The 19,496-nt window shown below is 59.8% G+C and carries 21 protein-coding genes and 1 tRNA gene; 11 read left to right on the top strand and 11 right to left on the bottom strand.

The window, feature by feature from the left end:
• Window positions 1-15: 15 nt before the first annotated feature.
• The 3 genes from AR306_RS05735 (at window position 16) to AR306_RS05725 (ending at window position 1,588) form a co-directional block, all read left to right on the top strand.
• A complete protein-coding gene (locus AR306_RS05735) occupies window positions 16-669 on the top strand; it encodes a hypothetical protein (RefSeq protein ID WP_101496600.1) in 654 nt (217 codons plus the stop codon).
• Between the two features lie 69 nt (window positions 670-738).
• Window positions 739-1,326 (top strand): c-type cytochrome, encoded by a 588-nt coding sequence (locus AR306_RS05730; protein ID WP_101496599.1) that lies wholly within the window; start codon window positions 739-741, stop codon window positions 1,324-1,326.
• A 185-nt stretch (window positions 1,327-1,511) separates the two neighbouring features.
• Window positions 1,512-1,588: transfer RNA gene (locus tag AR306_RS05725), tRNA-Arg, on the top strand.
• 284 nt (window positions 1,589-1,872) lie between these two features.
• On the opposite strand, the gene AR306_RS05720 is transcribed toward AR306_RS05725, so the two are convergent.
• The 7 genes from AR306_RS05720 to AR306_RS05685 all read right to left on the bottom strand — a co-directional run bounded on the left by AR306_RS05720 (window position 1,873) and on the right by AR306_RS05685 (window position 8,658).
• On the bottom strand, window positions 1,873-2,106 hold the full coding sequence (locus AR306_RS05720; protein ID WP_101496598.1) for a thioredoxin family protein: 234 nt from the start codon (window positions 2,104-2,106) through the stop codon (window positions 1,873-1,875).
• 41 nt (window positions 2,107-2,147) lie between these two features.
• A complete protein-coding gene (locus AR306_RS05715; protein WP_101496597.1) occupies window positions 2,148-3,284 on the bottom strand; it encodes a permease in 1,137 nt (378 codons plus the stop codon).
• Window positions 3,285-3,365: 81 nt separating this feature from the next.
• Window positions 3,366-3,947, bottom strand: a complete 582-nt coding sequence (locus tag AR306_RS05710) for a sigma-70 family RNA polymerase sigma factor (protein WP_240622492.1) — start codon at window positions 3,945-3,947, stop codon at window positions 3,366-3,368.
• A gap of 21 nt (window positions 3,948-3,968) precedes the next feature.
• Window positions 3,969-4,463, bottom strand: coding sequence for an arsenate reductase ArsC (locus AR306_RS05705; RefSeq protein ID WP_101496596.1), 495 nt, complete (start codon window positions 4,461-4,463; stop codon window positions 3,969-3,971).
• Between the two features lie 282 nt (window positions 4,464-4,745).
• Window positions 4,746-6,206, bottom strand: coding sequence for a methylenetetrahydrofolate reductase C-terminal domain-containing protein (locus AR306_RS05695; protein WP_206167968.1), 1,461 nt, complete (start codon window positions 6,204-6,206; stop codon window positions 4,746-4,748).
• Window positions 6,207-6,651: 445 nt separating this feature from the next.
• Window positions 6,652-7,989 carry a substrate-binding domain-containing protein gene (locus AR306_RS05690; RefSeq protein ID WP_101496595.1) on the bottom strand — a complete coding sequence of 446 codons (1,338 nt, stop codon included), beginning with the start codon at window positions 7,987-7,989 and terminating at the stop codon, window positions 6,652-6,654.
• 129 nt (window positions 7,990-8,118) lie between these two features.
• Window positions 8,119-8,658 (bottom strand): YaeQ family protein, encoded by a 540-nt coding sequence (locus tag AR306_RS05685; RefSeq protein WP_101496594.1) that lies wholly within the window; start codon window positions 8,656-8,658, stop codon window positions 8,119-8,121.
• 418 nt (window positions 8,659-9,076) lie between these two features.
• Here AR306_RS05685 and AR306_RS05680 point away from each other — a divergent pair, with 418 nt between their 5' ends.
• From AR306_RS05680 to AR306_RS05665, 4 genes are read left to right on the top strand one after another with little or no spacing between them, the layout of a single operon-like run.
• On the top strand, window positions 9,077-9,649 hold the full coding sequence (locus AR306_RS05680) for an ABC transporter substrate-binding protein (protein WP_101496593.1): 573 nt from the start codon (window positions 9,077-9,079) through the stop codon (window positions 9,647-9,649).
• Window positions 9,633-10,643 carry a FecCD family ABC transporter permease gene (locus tag AR306_RS05675; RefSeq protein WP_240622491.1) on the top strand — a complete coding sequence of 337 codons (1,011 nt, stop codon included), beginning with the start codon at window positions 9,633-9,635 and terminating at the stop codon, window positions 10,641-10,643. The genes AR306_RS05680 and AR306_RS05675 overlap by 17 nt, the downstream gene beginning before the upstream one ends.
• A gap of 10 nt (window positions 10,644-10,653) precedes the next feature.
• Window positions 10,654-11,652: a FecCD family ABC transporter permease gene (locus AR306_RS05670; RefSeq protein WP_101496591.1), complete on the top strand. Its 999-nt coding sequence runs from the start codon at window positions 10,654-10,656 to the stop codon at window positions 11,650-11,652.
• Between the two features lie 47 nt (window positions 11,653-11,699).
• On the top strand, window positions 11,700-12,464 hold the full coding sequence (locus AR306_RS05665; RefSeq protein WP_240622495.1) for an ABC transporter ATP-binding protein: 765 nt from the start codon (window positions 11,700-11,702) through the stop codon (window positions 12,462-12,464).
• 62 nt (window positions 12,465-12,526) lie between these two features.
• On the opposite strand, the gene AR306_RS05660 is transcribed toward AR306_RS05665, so the two are convergent.
• Together AR306_RS05660 and AR306_RS05655 are read right to left on the bottom strand one after the other, a co-directional pair.
• Window positions 12,527-12,805 carry a type II toxin-antitoxin system RelE/ParE family toxin gene (locus AR306_RS05660; RefSeq protein WP_101496589.1) on the bottom strand — a complete coding sequence of 93 codons (279 nt, stop codon included), beginning with the start codon at window positions 12,803-12,805 and terminating at the stop codon, window positions 12,527-12,529.
• 2 nt (window positions 12,806-12,807) lie between these two features.
• On the bottom strand, window positions 12,808-13,014 hold the full coding sequence (locus AR306_RS05655; RefSeq protein WP_101496588.1) for a TA system antitoxin ParD family protein: 207 nt from the start codon (window positions 13,012-13,014) through the stop codon (window positions 12,808-12,810).
• Window positions 13,015-13,296: 282 nt separating this feature from the next.
• Between AR306_RS05655 and dsdA the strand changes: the two genes are divergently transcribed.
• Window positions 13,297-14,652 carry a D-serine ammonia-lyase gene (gene dsdA / locus AR306_RS05650; protein ID WP_101496587.1) on the top strand — a complete coding sequence of 452 codons (1,356 nt, stop codon included), beginning with the start codon at window positions 13,297-13,299 and terminating at the stop codon, window positions 14,650-14,652.
• 179 nt (window positions 14,653-14,831) lie between these two features.
• Here the strand turns inward: dsdA and AR306_RS05645 are convergent, their stop codons facing one another.
• Together AR306_RS05645 and AR306_RS05640 are read right to left on the bottom strand one after the other, a co-directional pair.
• Entirely contained in the window at window positions 14,832-15,176 is a 345-nt protein-coding gene (locus AR306_RS05645; RefSeq protein ID WP_101496586.1) for a 4a-hydroxytetrahydrobiopterin dehydratase, read from the bottom strand.
• A gap of 88 nt (window positions 15,177-15,264) precedes the next feature.
• Entirely contained in the window at window positions 15,265-16,092 is an 828-nt protein-coding gene (locus AR306_RS05640; protein ID WP_101496585.1) for a DODA-type extradiol aromatic ring-opening family dioxygenase, read from the bottom strand.
• A 112-nt stretch (window positions 16,093-16,204) separates the two neighbouring features.
• On the opposite strand from AR306_RS05640, the gene AR306_RS05635 reads away from it, so the two are divergent.
• The 3 genes from AR306_RS05635 to yedE all read left to right on the top strand — a co-directional run bounded on the left by AR306_RS05635 (window position 16,205) and on the right by yedE (window position 19,416).
• Window positions 16,205-17,068, top strand: a complete 864-nt coding sequence (locus tag AR306_RS05635) for a DMT family transporter (RefSeq protein ID WP_101496584.1) — start codon at window positions 16,205-16,207, stop codon at window positions 17,066-17,068.
• Between the two features lie 46 nt (window positions 17,069-17,114).
• Window positions 17,115-18,005 carry a dihydrodipicolinate synthase family protein gene (locus AR306_RS05630; protein ID WP_101496636.1) on the top strand — a complete coding sequence of 297 codons (891 nt, stop codon included), beginning with the start codon at window positions 17,115-17,117 and terminating at the stop codon, window positions 18,003-18,005.
• 217 nt (window positions 18,006-18,222) lie between these two features.
• Window positions 18,223-19,416 (top strand): selenium metabolism membrane protein YedE/FdhT, encoded by a 1,194-nt coding sequence (yedE, locus tag AR306_RS05625; RefSeq protein WP_101496583.1) that lies wholly within the window; start codon window positions 18,223-18,225, stop codon window positions 19,414-19,416.
• Window positions 19,417-19,496: the final 80 nt, after the last annotated feature.

Genomic DNA, 19,496 nt, shown 5'->3' with positions numbered 1-19,496 from the left:
ACTGGAGTTTTCCGCATGCAATTTACAGGTCTGGCAGTGGGCGTTGGCGCACTGGCGTTGCTGGTTTTGTGGCTGGGCGTGCGGATTCTGTGGCGTGGCCACTGGTTCCTGGCCTGGTTGCGCGGAAGCCTCGGACTGACCGTGATTCTGCTGGCGCTGCTGGCCGGCGGGCTTGCCTATGATATTCATAGCTACCAGCAACAGCAGCAAGGCAAGCGCATTGCCGTGCTGAAGGTTGGCAGCGGCGACAATGACCGTTATCGCGTCACCCTTGATGACGGACGCAACAGCTGGCAGTTCCTGCTTGATGGCGAACTGTGGGGCATGGACGTGCAACTGCTGGATTGGCACGGCCTGGCCAGCCTGATCGGCTTGCAGCCCGGATACCGGCTGTCCGGGATCAACGCCCGCTTTCTGGGTATTGAACAGCAAAATGCCGCGCAATACCCCGAGCAGCCACTGGCACGGAGCTGGTGGGGGCTGGATGTCTGGCAGGGCATGCAGCTGGCCGGCGGCAGCCTGCCGTTTGTCGAAGCGAAACTGGTCCGGCTCAGCTTCATTCCGCTGGCAGACAATGCCGAGTATGGCATCGAATGGCTGCCAACCGGGCTGCAGGCCAAGCCGCTGAATGAGCAGGCGCGGCAGGCGCTGCGCAACTGGGTCGAGTGAGTGCGGCCGGTTGCGGCATCAATTGAAACAATAAAAGTTGCTATCCGTGTTTTGAAGAGGGTGTTTCCAATGCTGCGCAAACTCATTTTACCGATCGCTTTACTGGTCGTTGCCCAGGTTCAGGCCGCCGACGACGAGCGTGCTGCGGCCATTGTCAACTCGGTATGCAAGGTATGCCATGGCGTCGATGGCGAAAGCTCCAGCGCCATTTACCCGCGCCTGGCTGGCCAGAACGCGGCCTACATCAGCAAACAGCTGGAAGACTTCAAGGCAGGCCGGCGCAAGGGCACCATGAATGACATTGCCGTCAACCTCGAATCTGACGAAATGGTCGCTCTGGGCAAATATTTCAGTGGCAAACCGGTCAAGGCACACCGTGCCAGCGACCCGGATTTCACCGCAGTCGGCAAATACATCTATCACAACGGCAACCAGTGGTCCGGCGTTGCCGCCTGCTCAAGCTGCCACGGTGAAGACGGCGCCGGCACCGATGAGCTGCCGCGCATCGCCGGCCAGCACATGCGCTACCTGATCAGCCAGTTGCGTGAATTCAACGAACGTGAGCGCACTGACGAAAACGCCATCATGAGCTCCATTGCCACCAAGCTGACCCCGATGGAAATCGAAGCGGTGGCCCGCTACCTGAGCGGGATCTGATTCCGGTACCCGGGTGCTCTCAACCAGATACGCCTGGAAGCAAAACAGGCAAACAGCGATACATTACTGCGACATCCTGCGTGCAGTGCAGCGAAAGGGCAGGACCCGCAATGCCGACAGACAACCCATAAAAAGGGGCTGATTTTTTCCCGGCAAGCCGGTATCATTCACGCCCGCACTGCAACGCGCCCATAGCTCAGCTGGATAGAGCGCACCCCTCCTAAGGGTGAGGCCGGTGGTTCGAATCCACCTGGGCGCGCCATCTTCTTGAAATACAAGGTTTGTTCTGAGCCTTGTCTTCTGCCAAATTTGCAAATCCTCGGCCCCGAAAAAGTAGCGTTCAGTAGCCTGTTACAATCTAAAAGGAAAAAGACGAACCGTGGACGTGGCCCTATGTCTAGCTGCACAGCTGCTAGTTTCGTATGTGAGTATTCACAACACCTGACCCCCAGGCATGCGGCCGGCTTCATGGACGCCTGCACCACGAGGCTGCTGCTATCAACTATTGAAACCAGCGTCTAAAGTTGCGGATTGTGGTGGACGTCTTTATGCACCCAGCCATTGCTCTATTTTTTCGCGCGACGGGATGCCGCCTGCATGTACGACCTGTCCATTGATCACGACGCCGGGCGTACTCATCACCCCGTAAGTCATGATCTCGCGCAGATCCTCAACCTTGGTTACTTCGACCTGCAGGCCCTTGTCCTGGGCAACCTGATTGATAAGCGCAATGGTGTTTCTGCAATTGGCACAGCCCGTGCCGAGCACTTTGATATCCATATTTTCTCCTTTGATAAAACCTGGGGACAGGGGAATGAAAGTCACACTATAAGTGGCTGCATCGCATTGAGTAGCCACCCTACCAGGGTGAAGACCACCCACAGATAGAGAATAAAGGTCGCTTGCAGTTTGATGGTCATGATCTGACGCAGCATCATGAATTCAGGAATGCTGGCAGCCACAGAGCTCATGCAGAAAGCCAGTGTGGTGCCGATGGGCAGACCTTTCAGAAGCAGGCTTTCCATGATCGGGATAATGCCGGTGACGTTGGAATACAGGGGTATGCCCACCAAAACCGCTGAAGGTACAGTCCACCACTGACCGGTGCCCAGGTTGTCAGCAAACCAGTTGTCAGGCACAAAACCATGCAATGCAGCGCCGATACCGACGCCAATGACAACCCACTTCCAGACCTTCTTGAAAATCGAGCTCATTTCCGTATAAGCGAAATCGTGGCGTTGGCGCACAGAGAGCTTTTCGGCCTTGCCCGTGTCGCTTGCGTGCTGCATGGCAAGCGGTGACTTTTCCATGGCTTCGATGACAAATGGTTGCAACCAGCGCTCCGCTTTCAGGCCGTCCATCAAGAACCCGCCCAGGATGCCCGCCCCCATGCCAACTGCCAGATAAATGAGCGTGAATTTCCAGCCTAGCAACCCCCACAGCAACACAACCGCAATTTCGTTGATGAGCGGTGAGGTGATCAAAAACGACATGGTGATGCCGATGGGGATGCGGGCCGTAGTGAAGCCCAAAAACAGCGGGATGCTGGAGCAGGAACAAAAAGGCGTTGCCGCACCGAACGAAGCCCCTAAAAAATAGCCAAGTCCGCGTCGCTTGCCGACGAGATAATCTCTCACCCGCTCTGTATTCATGGAGGCACGAAGCCAGGCGATGGCGTAAATCAACAGCGTCAAAAGCAAAAGGATCTTCACTGTGTCATAAATGAAGAACTCCAGCGAAGCCCCTGCGTGAGAATCGGCAGAAACTCCAAACAAATCAAATACGATCCAGCTTGAGGCAGGCAGAATGTAGGAATAAGCCACCCACCAGAGTACCGCCAGGATGGCAATGCTGAAAAAATACCTGCGGTTCCACGTCTTTGAATCGGGCTTTGCATCCGCCGAAATCGGGGTTGACTGGTTGCAGCAGCTTTCCTGTGTGCCGGGTGAGACTGTCATGTTTCCGCTCTCTATATTTGGATGACGATGTCGCATGATGCGACCTGTTCATCAAGAAGACGAACAAGAGTGCAAAAGGATTCAGCCAGGAACGCGTGGCACATGACAGCAAACCCGGCCTGTCTCATCAAAGCCCACCTGGCAACGCTCAACGAGACTGTCACGCAGCCGTTTTCTGGCTCTCAGGATGCGTGACTTGGCGGCTGCCAGTGTGAACCCGTGCTCTTGAGCGTATGCACGCACCGTCTGCCCCTGAAGATCACAGCTCTGGATGATGGAGCGATCCTCTGCTGCCAGCTCCGGCAAGACACGCTCAATACAGATATCCAGCTCGTCAACGGGCTCGCGCCCGTTTTCAGTCTCGGCCTGCAAATGCTCAGGCAACTCCTCGAACGCCTTGCTCAGGCGCACAGAGTCAATCAATGCGTTGCGCGCCACCTCAAAAAGCCAGGCGCGCGGACTGGTCAGCTCACAAAAGCGCCGCCCCTGACGCATCGACCTCAAGAAGATCTCCTGTAGCAGGTCTTCCGCCATATCCCGGTCACCGGCACGGTGAACCAGAAAAGCGCGCAGCTCGTTTTCGTGTGCCTGCCACGCACGTGAGACGCAATCAAAGGCACTGCTGTCGAAGCGGCGTGCCGAAGCATCATTTTTTATCATCATAATGTCGTGACGGTTTTCAAATCAGCCGGCAAAGCCTGCTTGTGTATGGCTACCGATGCGGTCCAGCTCTGCTTTGAGCCTGTCCTGGTCGTGCTGCAAGTCGTCCAGCGGCAGCGCGAGAAAAGCCTCGATGCGCGAGCGAAGAACGCGATAGGCAGCCATGAAGGCAGCATCAATCTCTTCGTCGGTGCCAGTGGCGTGTGCCGGGTCTTCGACGCCCCAGTGGGTACGCAGGACAGGCCCCAGATAGGCCGGGCAGGTTTCACCAGCTGCGCTGGAACACACCGTGATCACAATGTCCGGGGTGGCAGGCAGGTTGTCCCACGATTTGCTGTGGTGGCCTTCGGTCGAGATACCTTCGCGTGCTAGCAGGGCCAGCGAGCGCGGGTGAACCTGGCCGGTCGGCTGACTGCCTGCGCTCATGGCTTTCCATCCAGCCGGAGCCAGGTGATTGAAAGCGGCTTCGCCAAGGATCGAGCGGCATGAGTTGCCAGTGCAAAGAAACAGGACGTTCATCGTTCGGGAGTCTCTTGAATTGTAGAAAGTGGCGGCAACACAGCGTCAGGACACCTGGAGGCAAAGCGTAGGTCAACGCATTGCTCCGGATGGCCTTAGCAACACTCTTCGGTCACAGATCCAGCATCAGCAGATGTTGGCGCGATAGCGCTGAAAGCGCCCTTCCTGGACTCAAAGATCGTAGTAGCTGTACTATTTTTTATGCTTCAATAGTACAACTATAATTGAATTATTTAAAGTTTTCTTGTGTCTACTGGCCAGGCCGCCTGCCTGCAAAAATGGTTATGGGTCGTTCTGTCCTGGTTGGTCCGCTTCGAACCATCCGGGCCATGAGCTGCGGTGTCGCTCATCGGCCTGAATGCAGGGAATCAGGTTGTGTGCCAGCACCGGCAACTGGTCGGCCGACTTGGCAATCCGGTACTTGATACTGTGTATGCACTCGCGGTCACCAAACTCGCAGCGATTCTGCCGGGTACCGCCACAGGGGCCGTTTGCCAGCCCCTTAGGGCATGTTTCCGGGCAGACGTAGAGGGTGTCCTGTAAACGGCAGGTTCCGCAGGTATCACAGCCCAGCAAGGGGCGCTTGATGGCCCGCTCGACCGCATGCAGGGTGCGTGCCGGCCAGGGCTTTTTCCACACCGGCTGTGCCATGCACCAGCCAAAAGCACGGCCCGGCCAGCCGTTGCGGTCGAACAGCTGTTCATGGACTGCGTAGAAAAACCGGTAGCGCAAAAGCTCCTTTCTGCTGGCTGTAACCCCGGGTTGCCCCGGCGTCCAGCGGGCAGTTGCCGGTGGGGTAAAACATACCGCCGCTGTACCTGGCAGCTGCCAGCTTGCCTGCCAGCGTAGTTGCCACTGTTCCAGCGAGGTCAGGCTGTCGCGCAGCCGGATGATTGCCTGCTCCAGTGCCAGCAGTTCCTCCAGCGAATGGACACCGGACAGGTGAATGCCGGCATAACCCATTAATTGCAAACCGATAATCTGTAGTGCCAGCCGCTCCAGGCTGCGCTCGCTGGCTGCAGTTTCAGACAGCTTTTGTTCGTGCTGCAAAAAACTGCGCATGGAGTCGGTAATCAGAATGCCGGGCACCGACTGCAATACCGCTGCGCGCTTGACGGTCAGCCGCATAACGCAGGCCAGCACCGGTTTGCTGGCTGGTTGCCTGCGCATCCAGGCGTGAGCTTCCAGGTGTTTGTCGGCATCAAAGCCCAGTTGCAGAGTCAGAAAGTCCGCCCCGGCCAGCAGTTTTTTCTGCCCTTTCAAATACTGGGCCTGGCTCTCCTCTTCGCAGTATTTGAACGGGTTGAGTGCCGCACCCAGCAGCCAGTCGGGGCAGTGCCGGCGGGTGATCTGCAAGGCAGGAACCGACTCCAGATAGCGCACGGGCGTTTGGTCGGGCTGGTGGCCCGGCAAGCGGTCACCACTGAGCAGCAGTAACTGCTTCAGCCCCAAGGCCCGCATGGCCCGGATTTGCTGCAGCAGGTCGGATTGCTCGCGATCCTTGCCGGAAAAATGTAGCAGGGCCGGTGTCGGGTTGTTCAGGGTTCCGGCTGCCTCCAGCGGACCAGGGCCGGGCTGCAGGCCGACACGGTCGGAAAATGCCGGCAGCAATGGCCAGCCGGCCAGCTGGCCGTGTTGCAGAATCTGTTCCAGTGCGGCCCGTTGTGTCGGGGAAAACCTGGGGCTGGCTTCCAGCACGCAGACGAAGCGGCCTGCGTCCAGTGCCTGTTGCAATCTGTTCAAGAGTGTTCTTTGCCTTGTTCATTCTCGGCGTCGCCGCAGTGCTTCACGCCGCTGCGGATCACTTTACCGGAGCAGGGCGCACAGCAGAAATGCAGTAGCCGGCCGGCCCCGCTGGGCAGGGACAGTTTGGGACGATGGGCAGGGCTCATGGCCACTCCTTATATCTGTAAACCCGACCGGTTTTTATGGCCACAACGGGGTGTGCCGGTGCCGTGAGGCGAGCGGACTAAAGGGAAAAACGGGTGATTCTAACCGCCAACCGAATTTCTCGCCATGCTGATCAGTCGCATTGCCGGGCAGCGTGCTGAGCGCAGATCAGAGTCTGTTTGATGCGGGCCGGCCGGGTGATACCCGTGCCAGATGCAGGGATGCTTGCGTGTGGACCACCCGGCCCGCATGACCTGCACCTGCGGGCGGGGATGGCGCGTTTGCCGATTTTAGCCGGTCAATACACCCATACCTCTACCCGGCGGTTCTTGAAGCGTCCTTCCGTGTCCGAGTTGGCAGCGACCGGAAGCTGGTCACCGACGCCGATCAGATCCTTGATTACAACGTTGTTCATGATCAGTTGTGTGCGCACGACCATGGCGCGCAGCCGGGATAGCAGGCTGGCATTTCGTCGCCTGGGGTCGCTGAAACCCACCAGCACTACGTTGCTCTCGGTCTTGTCATGCTCGCGCAGGTAGGCAACCAGACGCTTGATGTCCTGCATGGCCTTGTTATCCAGCTGGGCCAGGCCTTCCTCAAAGCGGAAGTTGACTGACAGGCGCTGAGCCTCCTGCGCCAGGGTGCGGTATGCGTCAGGCATATCGTCATGGACGTCCTCACGCCCGGCCTCGATATTCTGGCCGACAAAGCCCACCTGGTTGACCAGCTCCTGGCCGGCACGGCTCTGGGTGAAGTTGATCATGGCCAGCGCCAGCGGGTTTTGCTCGTCAGGGCGCAGATACAGATACAGGCGGCGGGCCAGGGGGTAGTCCTCGGTGGCCACCAGTTTCTGGTTTGGCAGCATGGGCCGGGACTGGCCGGCGGACAGGGCCAGCGCGCGTGCCTTGCCGATACTGTCGAGCCCGACAAAGCCGATGCCATTGACGTCAAGGCTGATGCTGGCGGACAGGTCGGCGTTGGACTGATAGCGGTGAGCCGTTTCGTGCAGTTCAAGCTGCACCGGGTTGAGCACCAGGTCCTGAAAGGTTTCCCAAGTGCCGGAATTGCTGTCACGCGCATACAGGTGAATGGCTCCTGCATGTCCGCCCAGCTGTTCCCAACGGCTGATTTGTCCGGAAAACACGGCTGCCAGCTGTTCCATGCTGAGTGTGTTGAGCGGGTTGTCCGGGTGAACGATTACGGCCAGACCGTCCAGGCCAATGATCTGCTCGGCCTGTTGGCTGCGCATTTCGCCGGCGGTGGACAGGGCTTGCACTTCGCCGGAGCGGATCGGGCGTGAAGCGGCAGCAATCTGGCCGCTTTGGTCAATCAGCCCGCGAAAGCCGGTACTTGAGCCGTGAGCGTTGATGCGTATGACAATGGGCTCGTTGTCGGTGCTGACGGCGGTGATCAGGTGCTCACGGCTGTCCGGGTTGAGCTGCACCTCGATCTCGCGCGCGCCGGATTCCTTGAGCATGCCTTCCGCCAACAGGGGGGCAAGGCGCGCACCTATGGTGTTGGAACCGTTGATGGTCAGTTCGAGCCCCTGGGCATGTAGCGTGAGGGGAAGAGCCAGCAGGGCGGTGAGTATAAAATGATGAAAGAGGGGGCGAACCCCCGTCAAAAGTGTCTGCATTTCTTTTCCTTGATCAGCGGGCAGCGTCATTTTCGGGGTAACGCCAGGCCAGTTCGGGCGCGATCATGGACGAGGAATGTTACAGTTTGATGTCATTTGCTGCAGACGTGTGGCGTCAGGCAGCTGAGCTCAGCGCTCCCCCTGCAGCCATTCCAGAACAAACTCGTGCTGGGTGTTTTCGTCACTGACGTAGAGCACGCCGTCACTGATCATGACGCCCCAGTCAACACTGCGGGGCAAATCACTGGCGAGCGCGTCCAACGGCTCCTGGGGCAGGGCGGCAACATGCAGGTTTTTCTGCTGCGCAACGGCGGGCAGGGTTTTGCCGGCCCAGACCCGGTTCTGGTCATACACCAGCAGCGAGCAGCGCTCGCTGCGACGTGATGCGGCGATCAGCCGTTCGGCATCGGGCTGGCCGACATCAATCCAGTGTTCGATGCGCCCATCGAGCGATTTCTGCCACAGTGCAGGCTCGTCCACATCGGACAATCCACGGCCGAACGTCAGCTGTTCGTGATACCAGAGGGCGTGAGCCAGCACCCGGGTGGTCAGCCGCTGTTCCGTTTCGGAGGGGTGACGGGCAACGGTCAGATTCAGGTTCTCATAGATGGCCCGGTCGATGTCGGTGAGGTTGAGCCGGAATTTGTAGGGAGTGGATTTCAGTGCCATGGTATCGGGAGCCGGGAGGATGAGGGAGCGGCAGTGTAGCTTAAAAACTACCGGTGCGCCGTCCCGGTGCGCGGCCCTACGGCATTGTCAGACAGGCAAACGGTGTTACACAAGGCTTGCGCGGCCACCCAAGAGCCAGATCACACCTTGGTAATCTATGCAAATTGATGTGGTAGCAGCTCTGAAATCGGCTTATTGAAAACAAGTTGTTTCCAATGAAGAAACGGCTTGTTTGTTTCTCCCACCTGCAACCGGTTATAGAATTCCTTTCCATTAACCGTGGCGGGCGAACAGCTTGCCTGGTGGCATTTCTGATGTTTCCTGAGCCAGATGGGTGTAACAAAAAACGTTAGCTTGGCAACTTAAGGGCTGGTTTTATGTATACTAACGCGAATCATTTTCATATGAGGGTGTATATATGTGGTGCAAACCCGGCCGGCTCATTACCGGTTTGCTGGCCCTGGTGCTCATATCGGCGGCAGTCGCTCAAGAAACCCGAAAAATCGAGACCAAACAAGGCACGATCGAGCTGAAAGGTCAGCCGCAGCGGGTGGTGACTCTGGACGAGATTGCGCTGGATGTGCTGCTGGATGGCCAGTCACAGACGGTTTCCGTGGTGCGCTGGAACCCGCAGGGTCCGATTGCCATGTCCAGCCAGCTGTTTGCCGGCCAGCTGCTGACACAGCTGGGGCTGGACTCTACCGAACTGGCCAGACAGCTTGTGGACCGGCCACACAGTGACACCCTGAGTCTGGAAAACCTGCCCCTGGTCGATGCCGACTGGCTGGTGCTGGCCAGCCTGAATGCCGACGGCAAGAAATCCATGGATGAAGCCATGGCGCAGCCGGTGTTCCAGCGCCTCAAGGCGGTGCAGAACGGCCACGTCAAGGTGGTGGACGGCCAGGTGTGGAGCAGTGGTGCCGGCCCGCTGGCCGCGCGGGTGTTGCTGGACGACCTGAAGCATATGCTTGGCAATGACTCTGCAAACTAACCGTACGGTTTATCGCATGGCGCTGGTGCTGACTGCACTGGCGCTATTGTTTTTTGTCAGCTTGTTGTTTGGAGCCGGGCCAGTCGGCTGGCAGGACAGCCTGTGGCTGCTGACCGGTCACGGCGAGGGACTGGGCGAGCAGGTGCATTTCACCCTGTTCGAGCTGCGCCTGCCGCGCACGCTGCTGGCGATCATTGTTGGCGCGGGGTTGGGCGCATCCGGTGTGGTGCTGCAAACCGTCACCCGCAACACGCTGGCCGAACCGGGTTTGCTGGGTGTCAGCGCCGGAGCCTCCTTTGCCATTGTCATGGCGATCTACTGGGGTGCCAGCGCTTCCGCGCTCAATCTGCAGGCGGCGATGGCCGGTGCGCTGGCCGGATGCCTGCTGGTGCTGGCGGCCAGCCAGGTATCCGGCACACGCCAGGACCCGGTACGGCTGATCCTGGCCGGTGCGGCACTGTCGGGCCTGCTGCTGGCGATCTCCAGCGTGTTGCTGCTGCTCGATCAGCGTACTGCCGACGAAATGCGTTTCTGGCTGATTGGTGCGCTGGCCGGCAGACCCTTTGAGGCGGTGCGCTTTAGCGGACTGGTGACACTGGCTGGCATCTGTGTGCTGCTGTTCAGGTTGCCGGCATTGTCGGCGTTGTCGCTGGGGCACGCAGTGGCGGTCGGGCTGGGGCATCGTCCCTGGCAGGTGCAGCTCACTGCCTTGCTGGTGGTGGCGCTGCTGGTGGGGGCGGCCACCGCTGCGGCGGGACCGATTGCCTTTATCGGGCTGGTGGCGCCCTTTGCCGCCAGGGCCTGGGTGGGCCCCGACATCCGCAACAGTTTTTGGCCCAGCCTGCTGCTGGGCTCCTGCATTCTGCTGGCCGCCGACATCATTTCCCGGCTGGTGGTGATTCCCTATGAGTTGCCGGTCGGGGTGGTCACGGCATTCATTGGCGCGCCGGTACTGCTGGCGGTGGTACGCCGCCAGCGCATGCCGACGCTGTAACGGGGACGGCATGAAAACCAACATCATCATTACCACCCGCTGGCCGGTTTTATTGCTGTTGAGCGGCCTTTTGCTGCTGCTGGTGCTGGCCAGCCTGCATTACGCCAGCGACTTGACCCTGGGCGAAACCCTGTCAGCGCTGGTCGGCAAGGGCAACCTCTATAGCGTATTCCTGATCCAGGAATTGCGCCTGCCGCGCATTCTCACCGCCGTATTCAGCGGCATGGCACTGGGCGTGGCCGGTTGTCTGCTGCAGACGCTGGCACGCAACCGGCTGGCGACGCCCAACATCATCGGGCTGGACAACGGTGCCACCGCCTTTGCCGTGGCCTCGGTGGTGGCGGTACCGGTCAGTCTGGCCACACCGGCGCTGGCGCTGGTCGGGGCGGCCACGGCGGCAGCGCTGGCCTTTGGCCTGAGTGGCGGACCGGGCACGCAGGGCTACCGCTTTATCGTCATGGGTGTAGGGGTGGGCGCGGTGTTTGGCGCACTGACCAACTTCATGCTGGCGCGTGCCGACATGGACAGCGCCAACGTCGCCTATCCCTGGACAGTCGGCAGCCTGAATGCACGCTCCGAGGAGGTGATTGTCTGGCTGGGGCTGGCGTTGCTGTTCTGTCTGCCGCTGGCGCTGTATCTGGCCCGCAGCCTGAATGTCATGCGCCTGTCGGATGCGGTGGCCACCGGTCTTGGCGTGCATATCCGTCGTACCCGCTGGCTGACCCTGACCGTGACGGTGGTACTGACCGGTTTTGCCGTGGCGCTGGCAGGACCGGTCGGCATGATTGCCCTGGCCGCACCGGAAATCGCCCGGCGGCTGATCGCCTCCGGGCATGTGCCGGTGCCCGAGGCGGCACTGACCGGCAGCTGCCTGATGCTGCTGGCCGACGGTATCGGGCAGCATGCCTTTTCTCCCATTGAAATCCCTGTCGGGCTGGTGACAGCGCTGGTGGGCGGACCCTATTTGCTATGGATACTCTTGCGACAACCGGGCGGAAAAACGCTCTAGACACCAGCTTGGGCAAGAAACCTGCGCTGCTGTCGGCTGAAAATCTGATGCTGGGCTACGGCGGCAAAACCATTGTCGACCAGCTCTCGCTGGAAATTCCGGCCGGGCAGATCACGGCCATCATCGGGCCCAACGGCTGCGGCAAATCCACTTTGCTGGCTGGACTGGCGCGGCTGATGAAGCCCAAAGCGGGCCGGGTGCTGCTCAATGGCCGCTGCATTCACCAGCAACAGGGGCGCAGCGTGGCCCGTCAGCTGGCGCTGTTGCCGCAGCAGATGCTGGCACCGGACGGCCTGACCGTGGCCGAACTGGTACGCTTTGGCCGCCAGCCGCACCAGGGCATGCTGCAGCGCTGGAGCGATACCGACGCTCGGCATGTGGAGCAGGCGATGGAGCTGACCCGGGTCAGCGCGCTGGCCGGCCAGCCGCTGGATGAAGTGTCCGGTGGCCAGCGCCAGCGTGCCTGGCTGGCCATGGTGGTGGCGCAGGATACACCGCTGCTGCTGCTGGACGAACCCACTTCGGCGCTGGACCTGGGCCATCAGCTGGAAGTGTTCGAAGTGATCCGTCAGCTGGTGCGCCAGGGCAAGACCATTGTCATGGTGGTCCACGACATCATTGCCGCCTGTCGCTACGCCGACCACATGATCGCCATGAAGAACGGCCAGGTGCTGGCCAGCGGCACGCCGGATGCCGTTGTCACCGAACGGCTGATGCAGCAGCTATACGGCGTGAACTGCCAGATCATGCGTGATCCGGTCAGTGGCAGCCTGTTGCTGGCGGGGGTGAATAGGACGGGACATGTTTTGTAAGGTGGTGATGGAGAGGTACTTTTTCCGCCTACCTTATCGATAGTTACAGAGTTATAGTCGGATTAGAACTGGCGTTTGAGTTCGCGGTAAAAGTTTTCGTGAGGGCCAAGGGCAAGCCAGGTGCGTGACGTATCGGTCCATTGATAAGCAAGAAGGTACAGCTGGTTTACGCAGTCAAACTTGTAGACCCAGACACCTGACAGGTCTCCTTTTTTCTCTTCTCCGATCAGCGGGTCTGCAATCACTTGGCGCAGTGCAGCGTGAACATCCTCTCGCTGATTACCGAACAGTTTTTTGTACACGCGTTTGAAGGCAGGCCGCTGATTTAACGTTATGGCCATACTCACGAAAACTCAAAGGGCTCGGATTCTTCTTCCATACCCACCAAGGTGTCTCGAACAAACTCGATTGGTAGGTCAGGGTTATCAAGCGCAGCGCGGCCAACCTTGGCCCAGTAGGCCACTTGCTGTGGAATGGAGCGCATTTCCGCTTTTGCCCGGATCTTTGCGCTTTCGTAAAGAACGTTATCAATTCGGATTGAAACACTCATGATTGAATCCCCTGATGCAATATGCCACAAGTGTAGTAGCGGTAAGATCGGGCGTCAAATCCATGTAGCGGAAAAGCGCACCTTCGTCGCCAGACTGACGGGTGATCAAGTCGACCGCTGTTTTAAGTACCATGCTGAAAACCTGACATGGCTGCCAGCATGGCGTTGTCGATGCACAGTGTCCGCCCCGGGCGAACCGGCAAACATGGTCATTACCATGGATGCGAGTGTAGCAGGGCCGTGCATGTCATCAATGGATTCGGATCAACCAGGGAGTTGAACATGACGATTTTGGGTAAATCACAAGAACAATGGTACGCCAGTCACCCTTTGATACGTGATCTGGTGGCGCTGAAAGAAATCAGCTGGTTCAACCCGGCGATCGCTCCTGTGGCAGAGGCGCTGGGCGATGTGGGCCTCACCGCGGCCGACGTGGCTGACGCCAGCGCCCGTTTGTCGCGCTTTGCGCCTTATATCATGCGGGTGTTTCCCGAGACGGCGGCCAGCGGCGGCATCATCGAATCCGGCATCCGGCCCCTGCCGGTCCTGCAGGCACTTCTGGGCCAGCGCCATAGCCTGCCGGAACAGGGCGGTACCCTGTGGCTCAAGGCCGACTGCCACCTGCCGATTTCCGGCTCGATCAAGGCGCGTGGCGGCATTTATGAAATACTCAAGCACGCGGAAGATCTGGCGCTGGCCGGTGGATTGCTGCAGCTCGATGACGATTATGCCGTGCTCGACAGCGACGAGGCCCGCGCCTTCTTTGGCCAATACAAGATTGCCGTCGGCTCCACCGGCAACCTGGGGCTGTCGATCGGCATCATGAGTGCGAGCCTGGGTTTCCAGGTGACCGTGCACATGTCGGCCGACGCACGCCAGTGGAAGAAGGACAAGCTGCGCTCACACGGTGTCACCGTGGTGGAGTATGCGTCTGACTATAGCGTGGCGGTGGAAGAGGGTCGCAAACAGGCCGAGTCCGACCCGAGCTGCCACTGTGTCGATGACGAAAACTCGATCAACCTGTTCCTCGGCTATGCGGTCGCGGCGCAGCGGCTGAAAGGCCAGCTAGCTGCCGCCGATATCCGGGTGGATGTCGAACATCCGCTGTTTGTCTACCTGCCCTGCGGTGTGGGTGGTGGCCCGGGCGGTGTGGCTTTCGGGCTGAAACTGATCTTCGGCGACGCCGTGCACTGCATCTTTGCCGAACCCACCCACTCGCCGTGCATGCTGCTGGGGGTCTATACCGATGAGCACGACGCTCTGTCGGTGCAGGACTTCGGCATCGACAACATCACTGCCGCCGACGGGCTGGCTGTGGGACGTGCGTCCGGCTTTGTCGGTCGCGCCATGCAGCGCTTGCTGGACGGCTACTACACGGTTAGCGACGAGGAACTGTTCCGTCTGCTGGCGCTCATGGAGCGTACCGAAGGTATCCGTCTGGAGCCCTCGGCACTGGCCGGCGTGCCGGGCATGGTACGGGTGCTGAGCGAGCGGCAGGGCTATCATGCCCGCATCGGCCTGAGCGCCGAACGCCAGGCCCGGGCCACGCATCTGGTATGGGCCACCGGCGGTGGTATGGTGCCGCCAGACGAGATGGAAGCCTATCTGGCCAGGGGGCGCGAGTTGCTGCAAGACTGATATCGGGTCGCTGAGTAAACCGTCCGTTTTGTTGTCACTGCTGCAAATATGCGATAGATGGTAGCGAGACAGGCGGTGTCGTGTTTCGGTATGGCAGGATTGTCATGCCGAGTTATCCACCTCGCGCTGGTGTGAAAACCGGAGCGCGTAGGTAACTGCCTGCGCAGCTCCGGCATGTGTCATTGTTGTAGCTGATCAGTCCGCGCCGCCATGATGAAATCGTTGCGGTGCAGGCCGCCGATCTTGTGCGTCCACCAGCGTACCGTGACCTGGCCATATTCCACCAGAAGCGCAGGGTGATGCCCCTGCTGCTCTGCCAGCTCACCGACCCGGTTGGCAAACGCCAGCGCTTCGACAAAGTCTTTCATCCTGAATACCCGCCGCAGCTGCAGCACGCCATCCAGCTCAACCCGCTCCCAGTCGGGAATCTGTTGCTGCAATTCATTGGCTTCCTGCTCCGTTACCCTGGGCGCATCCGCACGGCAGGCGTCGCATTGTTGCTGATTCAATGTCTGTGTATTCATGGTTGTACTCCATTGACTGCGATTATTGATTCGCCTTCCAAGTCTATACCTTAGCCATGCTGTCAGTCGCCAGCAGCAGGTTGCGGGTTTAACCAAAGTGATAGGCCGAAATGGCGACTTTCAATACCTGTTCCCTATACACGCAGCGCCCGGTGGATTCACCGGCAGCCCCGGCGACCACCATCAGTGGCAGCAGGTGTTCCTCGGCACCCGCCGGGTGACAGGCGCGGGCCTGTGGTGCCCGGGTCCAGTCGGCCAGCAGCCGGTTGCGCTCATTTGGTGCGCTGGTGACGGCCTTGGTCAGCCACTGGTCAAATTCTTCCGACAGCGGAGTAAAGGTGCTGTCGCCATAGCCGCGCATGTTGTGGAAGCTCATGCCGCTGCCAACGATGAGCACGCCTTCGTCACGCAGGCTGGCCAGTGCTGCTCCGGCCTGCAGGTGCAGTTGCGGGTCCAGGCTGCGTTGCAGGGCAAGCTGGATAACCGGAATGTTTGCGTCGGGAAACATCAGCTTCAGCGGGATGAACATGCCGTGGTCAAAACTGCGTTGCGCATCGGTGCGGGCTGGCATGCCGGCATCCTCCAGCAGTTGCTGTACCCTGGCCGCCAGTTCGGGTGCGCCGGTTGCCGGATAGGTCAGCTCGTAGGTATGCGGCGGGAAGCCGTAGTAGTCATAAATCAGTTCGGGCCGGGCTTGGCCGGTGACGGCAAAGCTGTCATCCAGCCAGTGGGCCGACACCATGACAATGGCCCTGGGCTGCTGCGGCAGGGTGGCAGCAATTCCCTTGAGATAGGCTTCCATCCCGCGCCAGGTATTGGCCGGTTGCCAGTCCATGAAAAAGCAGGGGCCGGCGCCATGGGGAATGTACACTGCCGGCATTTTCATCTGCGCTGTAGCGGTGTTCTGGTTGGGCATCTGTGTTTCCTCCGTAGCTGTTGGTTGCCAGTATGGATTGATAATGACAGCCTGATAACCCCTGGCCGCTCTGCCGGTGTTCTAATGGAGCCCGTCAACCAGGGAGTTTCCGATGGAAAAAACAACGAGCGGCTGGATCAACGGGTTTATCGGCGTGGCGATTTTTGCGGGATCATTGCCGGCAACCCGTGTAGCCGTTACCGACTTCAGCCCGACCTTTCTGACCTGCGTGCGTGCAAGCATTGCCGCCGTGCTGGGTCTTGCGCTGTTGCTTCTGCTGCGACAGCCACGCCCGAAAATGGCGGATACGCCTTCACTTGCCTTGAGTGCGCTGGGTGTAGTGGTCGGCTTCCCGCTGCTGACTGCGCTGGCATTGCAGTACGTTACCTCCGCGCATTCGATCGTTTTTCTGGGGCTGTTGCCGCTGTGCACGGCAGTCTTCGCAGTGATTCGTGGCGGCGAGCGTCCCCGTCCGCCTTTCTGGCTGTTCTCGGTCATCGGCGCCGCCTTCGTCGTCGGCTATGCGCTAATGGGCGATGGCGAGGCTTCGCTGCAAGGTGATCTGCTGATGCTGGGTGCCGTTGTCGTCTGCGGCCTGGGCTATGCGGAAGGCGCAAGCCTGTCGCGCCGGTTGGGAGGCTGGCAGGTTATTAGCTGGTCACTGGTGTTGTCTCTGCCGATCATGCTGCCGATTGCCTTGCTGACCTTGCCTGCTTCATTCGGGCATGTGGGTATTCCGGCGTGGGTTGGCCTCGCCTACGTTTCGCTGTTCAGCATGCTGCTCGGTTTCGTGTTTTGGTATCGCGGTCTGGCGCAGGGCGGCATAGCAGCGGTCGGGCAGCTCCAGTTGCTCCAGCCCTTCATGGGACTGGGTCTGGCTGCACTGCTGCTGCACGAAAAGGTGAGCTGGACGATGCTGGTGGTGACGGTGGCTGCGGTTATCTGCGTGGCAGGGGCAAAGAAATACGCCAAATGAGCCGCCATGCGCCATGCTTTATAGAACTGTTTTGGAGAATGAAACCATGTTTTCCGGTTTGAGCGCTTTTCCACTGACTCCTTTGAATGAGAAGGGTATCGACGAGGCTGTGTTCGTGCGGCTGATCGAGCGCCTGAATGCTGCCGGCGTCGACTCCGTCTGCGCCCTGGGGTCGACCGGCAGCTATGCCTATCTCACGCGACACGAGCGCCTGCGTGTCGCACAGCTCGCTGTCCAGCATGCGGGCGATGTTCCGGTGATCGCCGGTATTGGTGCTTTGCGCACACGCGACGTTCTGGAACTGGCGCAGGATGCACAAAAGGCTGGAGCTGGTGGCGTGCTGCTGGCTCCCGTGTCCTATCAGAAGCTTTCCGACGACGAGGTTTTCGGCCTGTTTGACGCCGTGACCCGCTCCCTGTCCGTGCCGCTCTGTGTGTATGACAACCCGGCGACCACGCATTTCGAGTTCAGCGATGAACTGCATGGCCGGATAGCGCAGCTGCCCAATGTCGCCTCGATCAAGATTCCTGGTGTACCGGCCGACCCGGAGGCGGCACGGGCTCGTGTTGACTTGCTGCGTGCGCTGATTCCCCGGCATGTGACGATCGGTGTCAGCGGTGACGCCTTCGCCGCCACCGGTTTGAATGCGGGATGCGAGGCCTGGTACTCGGTGATTGCCGGCCTGTTCCCGCAAATTGCCCTGGCGATCACGCGAAATGCGCAGGCGGGCAATGCGCGGGAGGCTACAGGCCTCTCCGGGCGGCTCGCGCCATTGTGGGCGCTGTTCCTTCAGTATGGCAGCCTGCGTGTCATCGCCACGGCCGCCGAGCTTCGCGGCCTGGTTGCAACGCCTTGCCTGCCTTTGCCGGTCAAGTCGCTACAAGGGGAGGTGCGGCAGCGTCTTGCTGCCATTCTTGATGAGCTGGAGCTGGCCTGAAGTGGCCGTGAAAAGGCTGGCAAAATTTCATCATTCTGCTTCATTCAGTGGCGGCTACTGTAAAGAAGGAGCGCACACAGGGTGTGGAGAGGGAAGTGGAGCAGGGCCGCAACGGCGTGGTATTCTTCGCACCGATTTGTAGCTTTGGCAGCTCTGCCCGGCCCGGCCGCCTGTCAGGCCACGTTGTGTTATGTTCCTCTCCCGCCATGGATAACCCGTGAAATCCGCTTTCCGTTTTCTGTTCCAGCAGTACTGGAACCCCTATCTCGTGCTGGCACTGGCCGGCGTTCTCAGTGCCCTGTATTTTGCGCTGACCCATACCGTCTGGGCGGTTACCGGCGAGTTCACCCGTCTGGGCGGTGATCTGCTGTTGCTGCTGGGTGTGGATGTGACCGGCTGGCAGTATTTTCAGCTGGTCAAGCTGCAAGATGCCACCTGGAGCCGCTCCGACGGCTGGATTGTCTGGGGCATGTTCATTGGTGCGCTGATCATGGTGTTGCTGAGCAACAGCTTCAAGATCCGCCTGCCGCAGCAAAGACGTCGTTATGTGCAGGGTTTTGTCGGCGGCATCATTGCCGGCTTTGGTGCGCGGATGGCGCTGGGCTGCAACCTGGCGGCGTTCTTTACCGGAGTGCCGCAGTTTTCCCTGCACTCGTGGATCTTCATCGTTGCCACCGGCATTGGTACCTTCTGGGGAGCAAAGCTCACCAGGCAGCGCTGGTGGAAGGGACGGCCTTCGCTGATGGCAGGTGCAGCCAGGCCTTCAAAGGTGAAGAACAGAGTGGTGCAGCCCTGGGTGGGCGGCGCGCTGGCCATTGCCTGGCTGTTGCTGGTTGCCGGGTTGTTTGCTGCCGGCTACCGGATGCTGGCGCTGGGTGCGCTGTTCGGCCTGGCGTTTGGCGTGCTGATCGAGCGTGGCCAGATCTGTTTTACCTCAGCTTTCCGCGATTTGTTTCTGGTCGGTCGCAGCCTGATGGCGCGGGCGATCATCATCGGCATGGCGATCAGTTCGGTGGCAACCCTGCTGGCCATTTATGCTTACGACCTGACGCCGGTCACCCAGGTGGCTGCACCCAGCACGCTGGTCGGCGGCATCCTGTTCGGCCTGGGCATTGTCATGGCCTCGGGCTGTGAAACCGGCATGATGTACCGGCTGATGGAAGGGCAGGTGCTGTTTTTGCCGGTGTTTGTCGGCAACATCATCGGCGCGACCCTGCTGGCCTATGCCTGGGACCATTTGGGTGTGTATGGCATGCTGGTTGAGCCGGGCGCGAAAGTCAGCCTGCTGGAGCTGGCTGGCCCTGTTGGTGCGCTGATCGCGACGCTGGTCATGCTGGGCACGCTATACGCCCTGACGCTGCACACTGAAAAACGCTATCACCGTAATTTCGCCTTGAAGAGAACCGCATAAAGCGGCCATTGGATAAGGGGTCAGGTACATTTTAACGTGTTAAATGTACCTGACCCCTTTATCAGCCATGTTTCAAACCA

The organism is Thiopseudomonas denitrificans (assembly GCF_002866065.1).
GTDB lineage: Bacteria > Pseudomonadota > Gammaproteobacteria > Pseudomonadales > Pseudomonadaceae > Thiopseudomonas > Thiopseudomonas denitrificans.
This window is presented reverse-complemented; position numbering and strand designations above follow the sequence as displayed.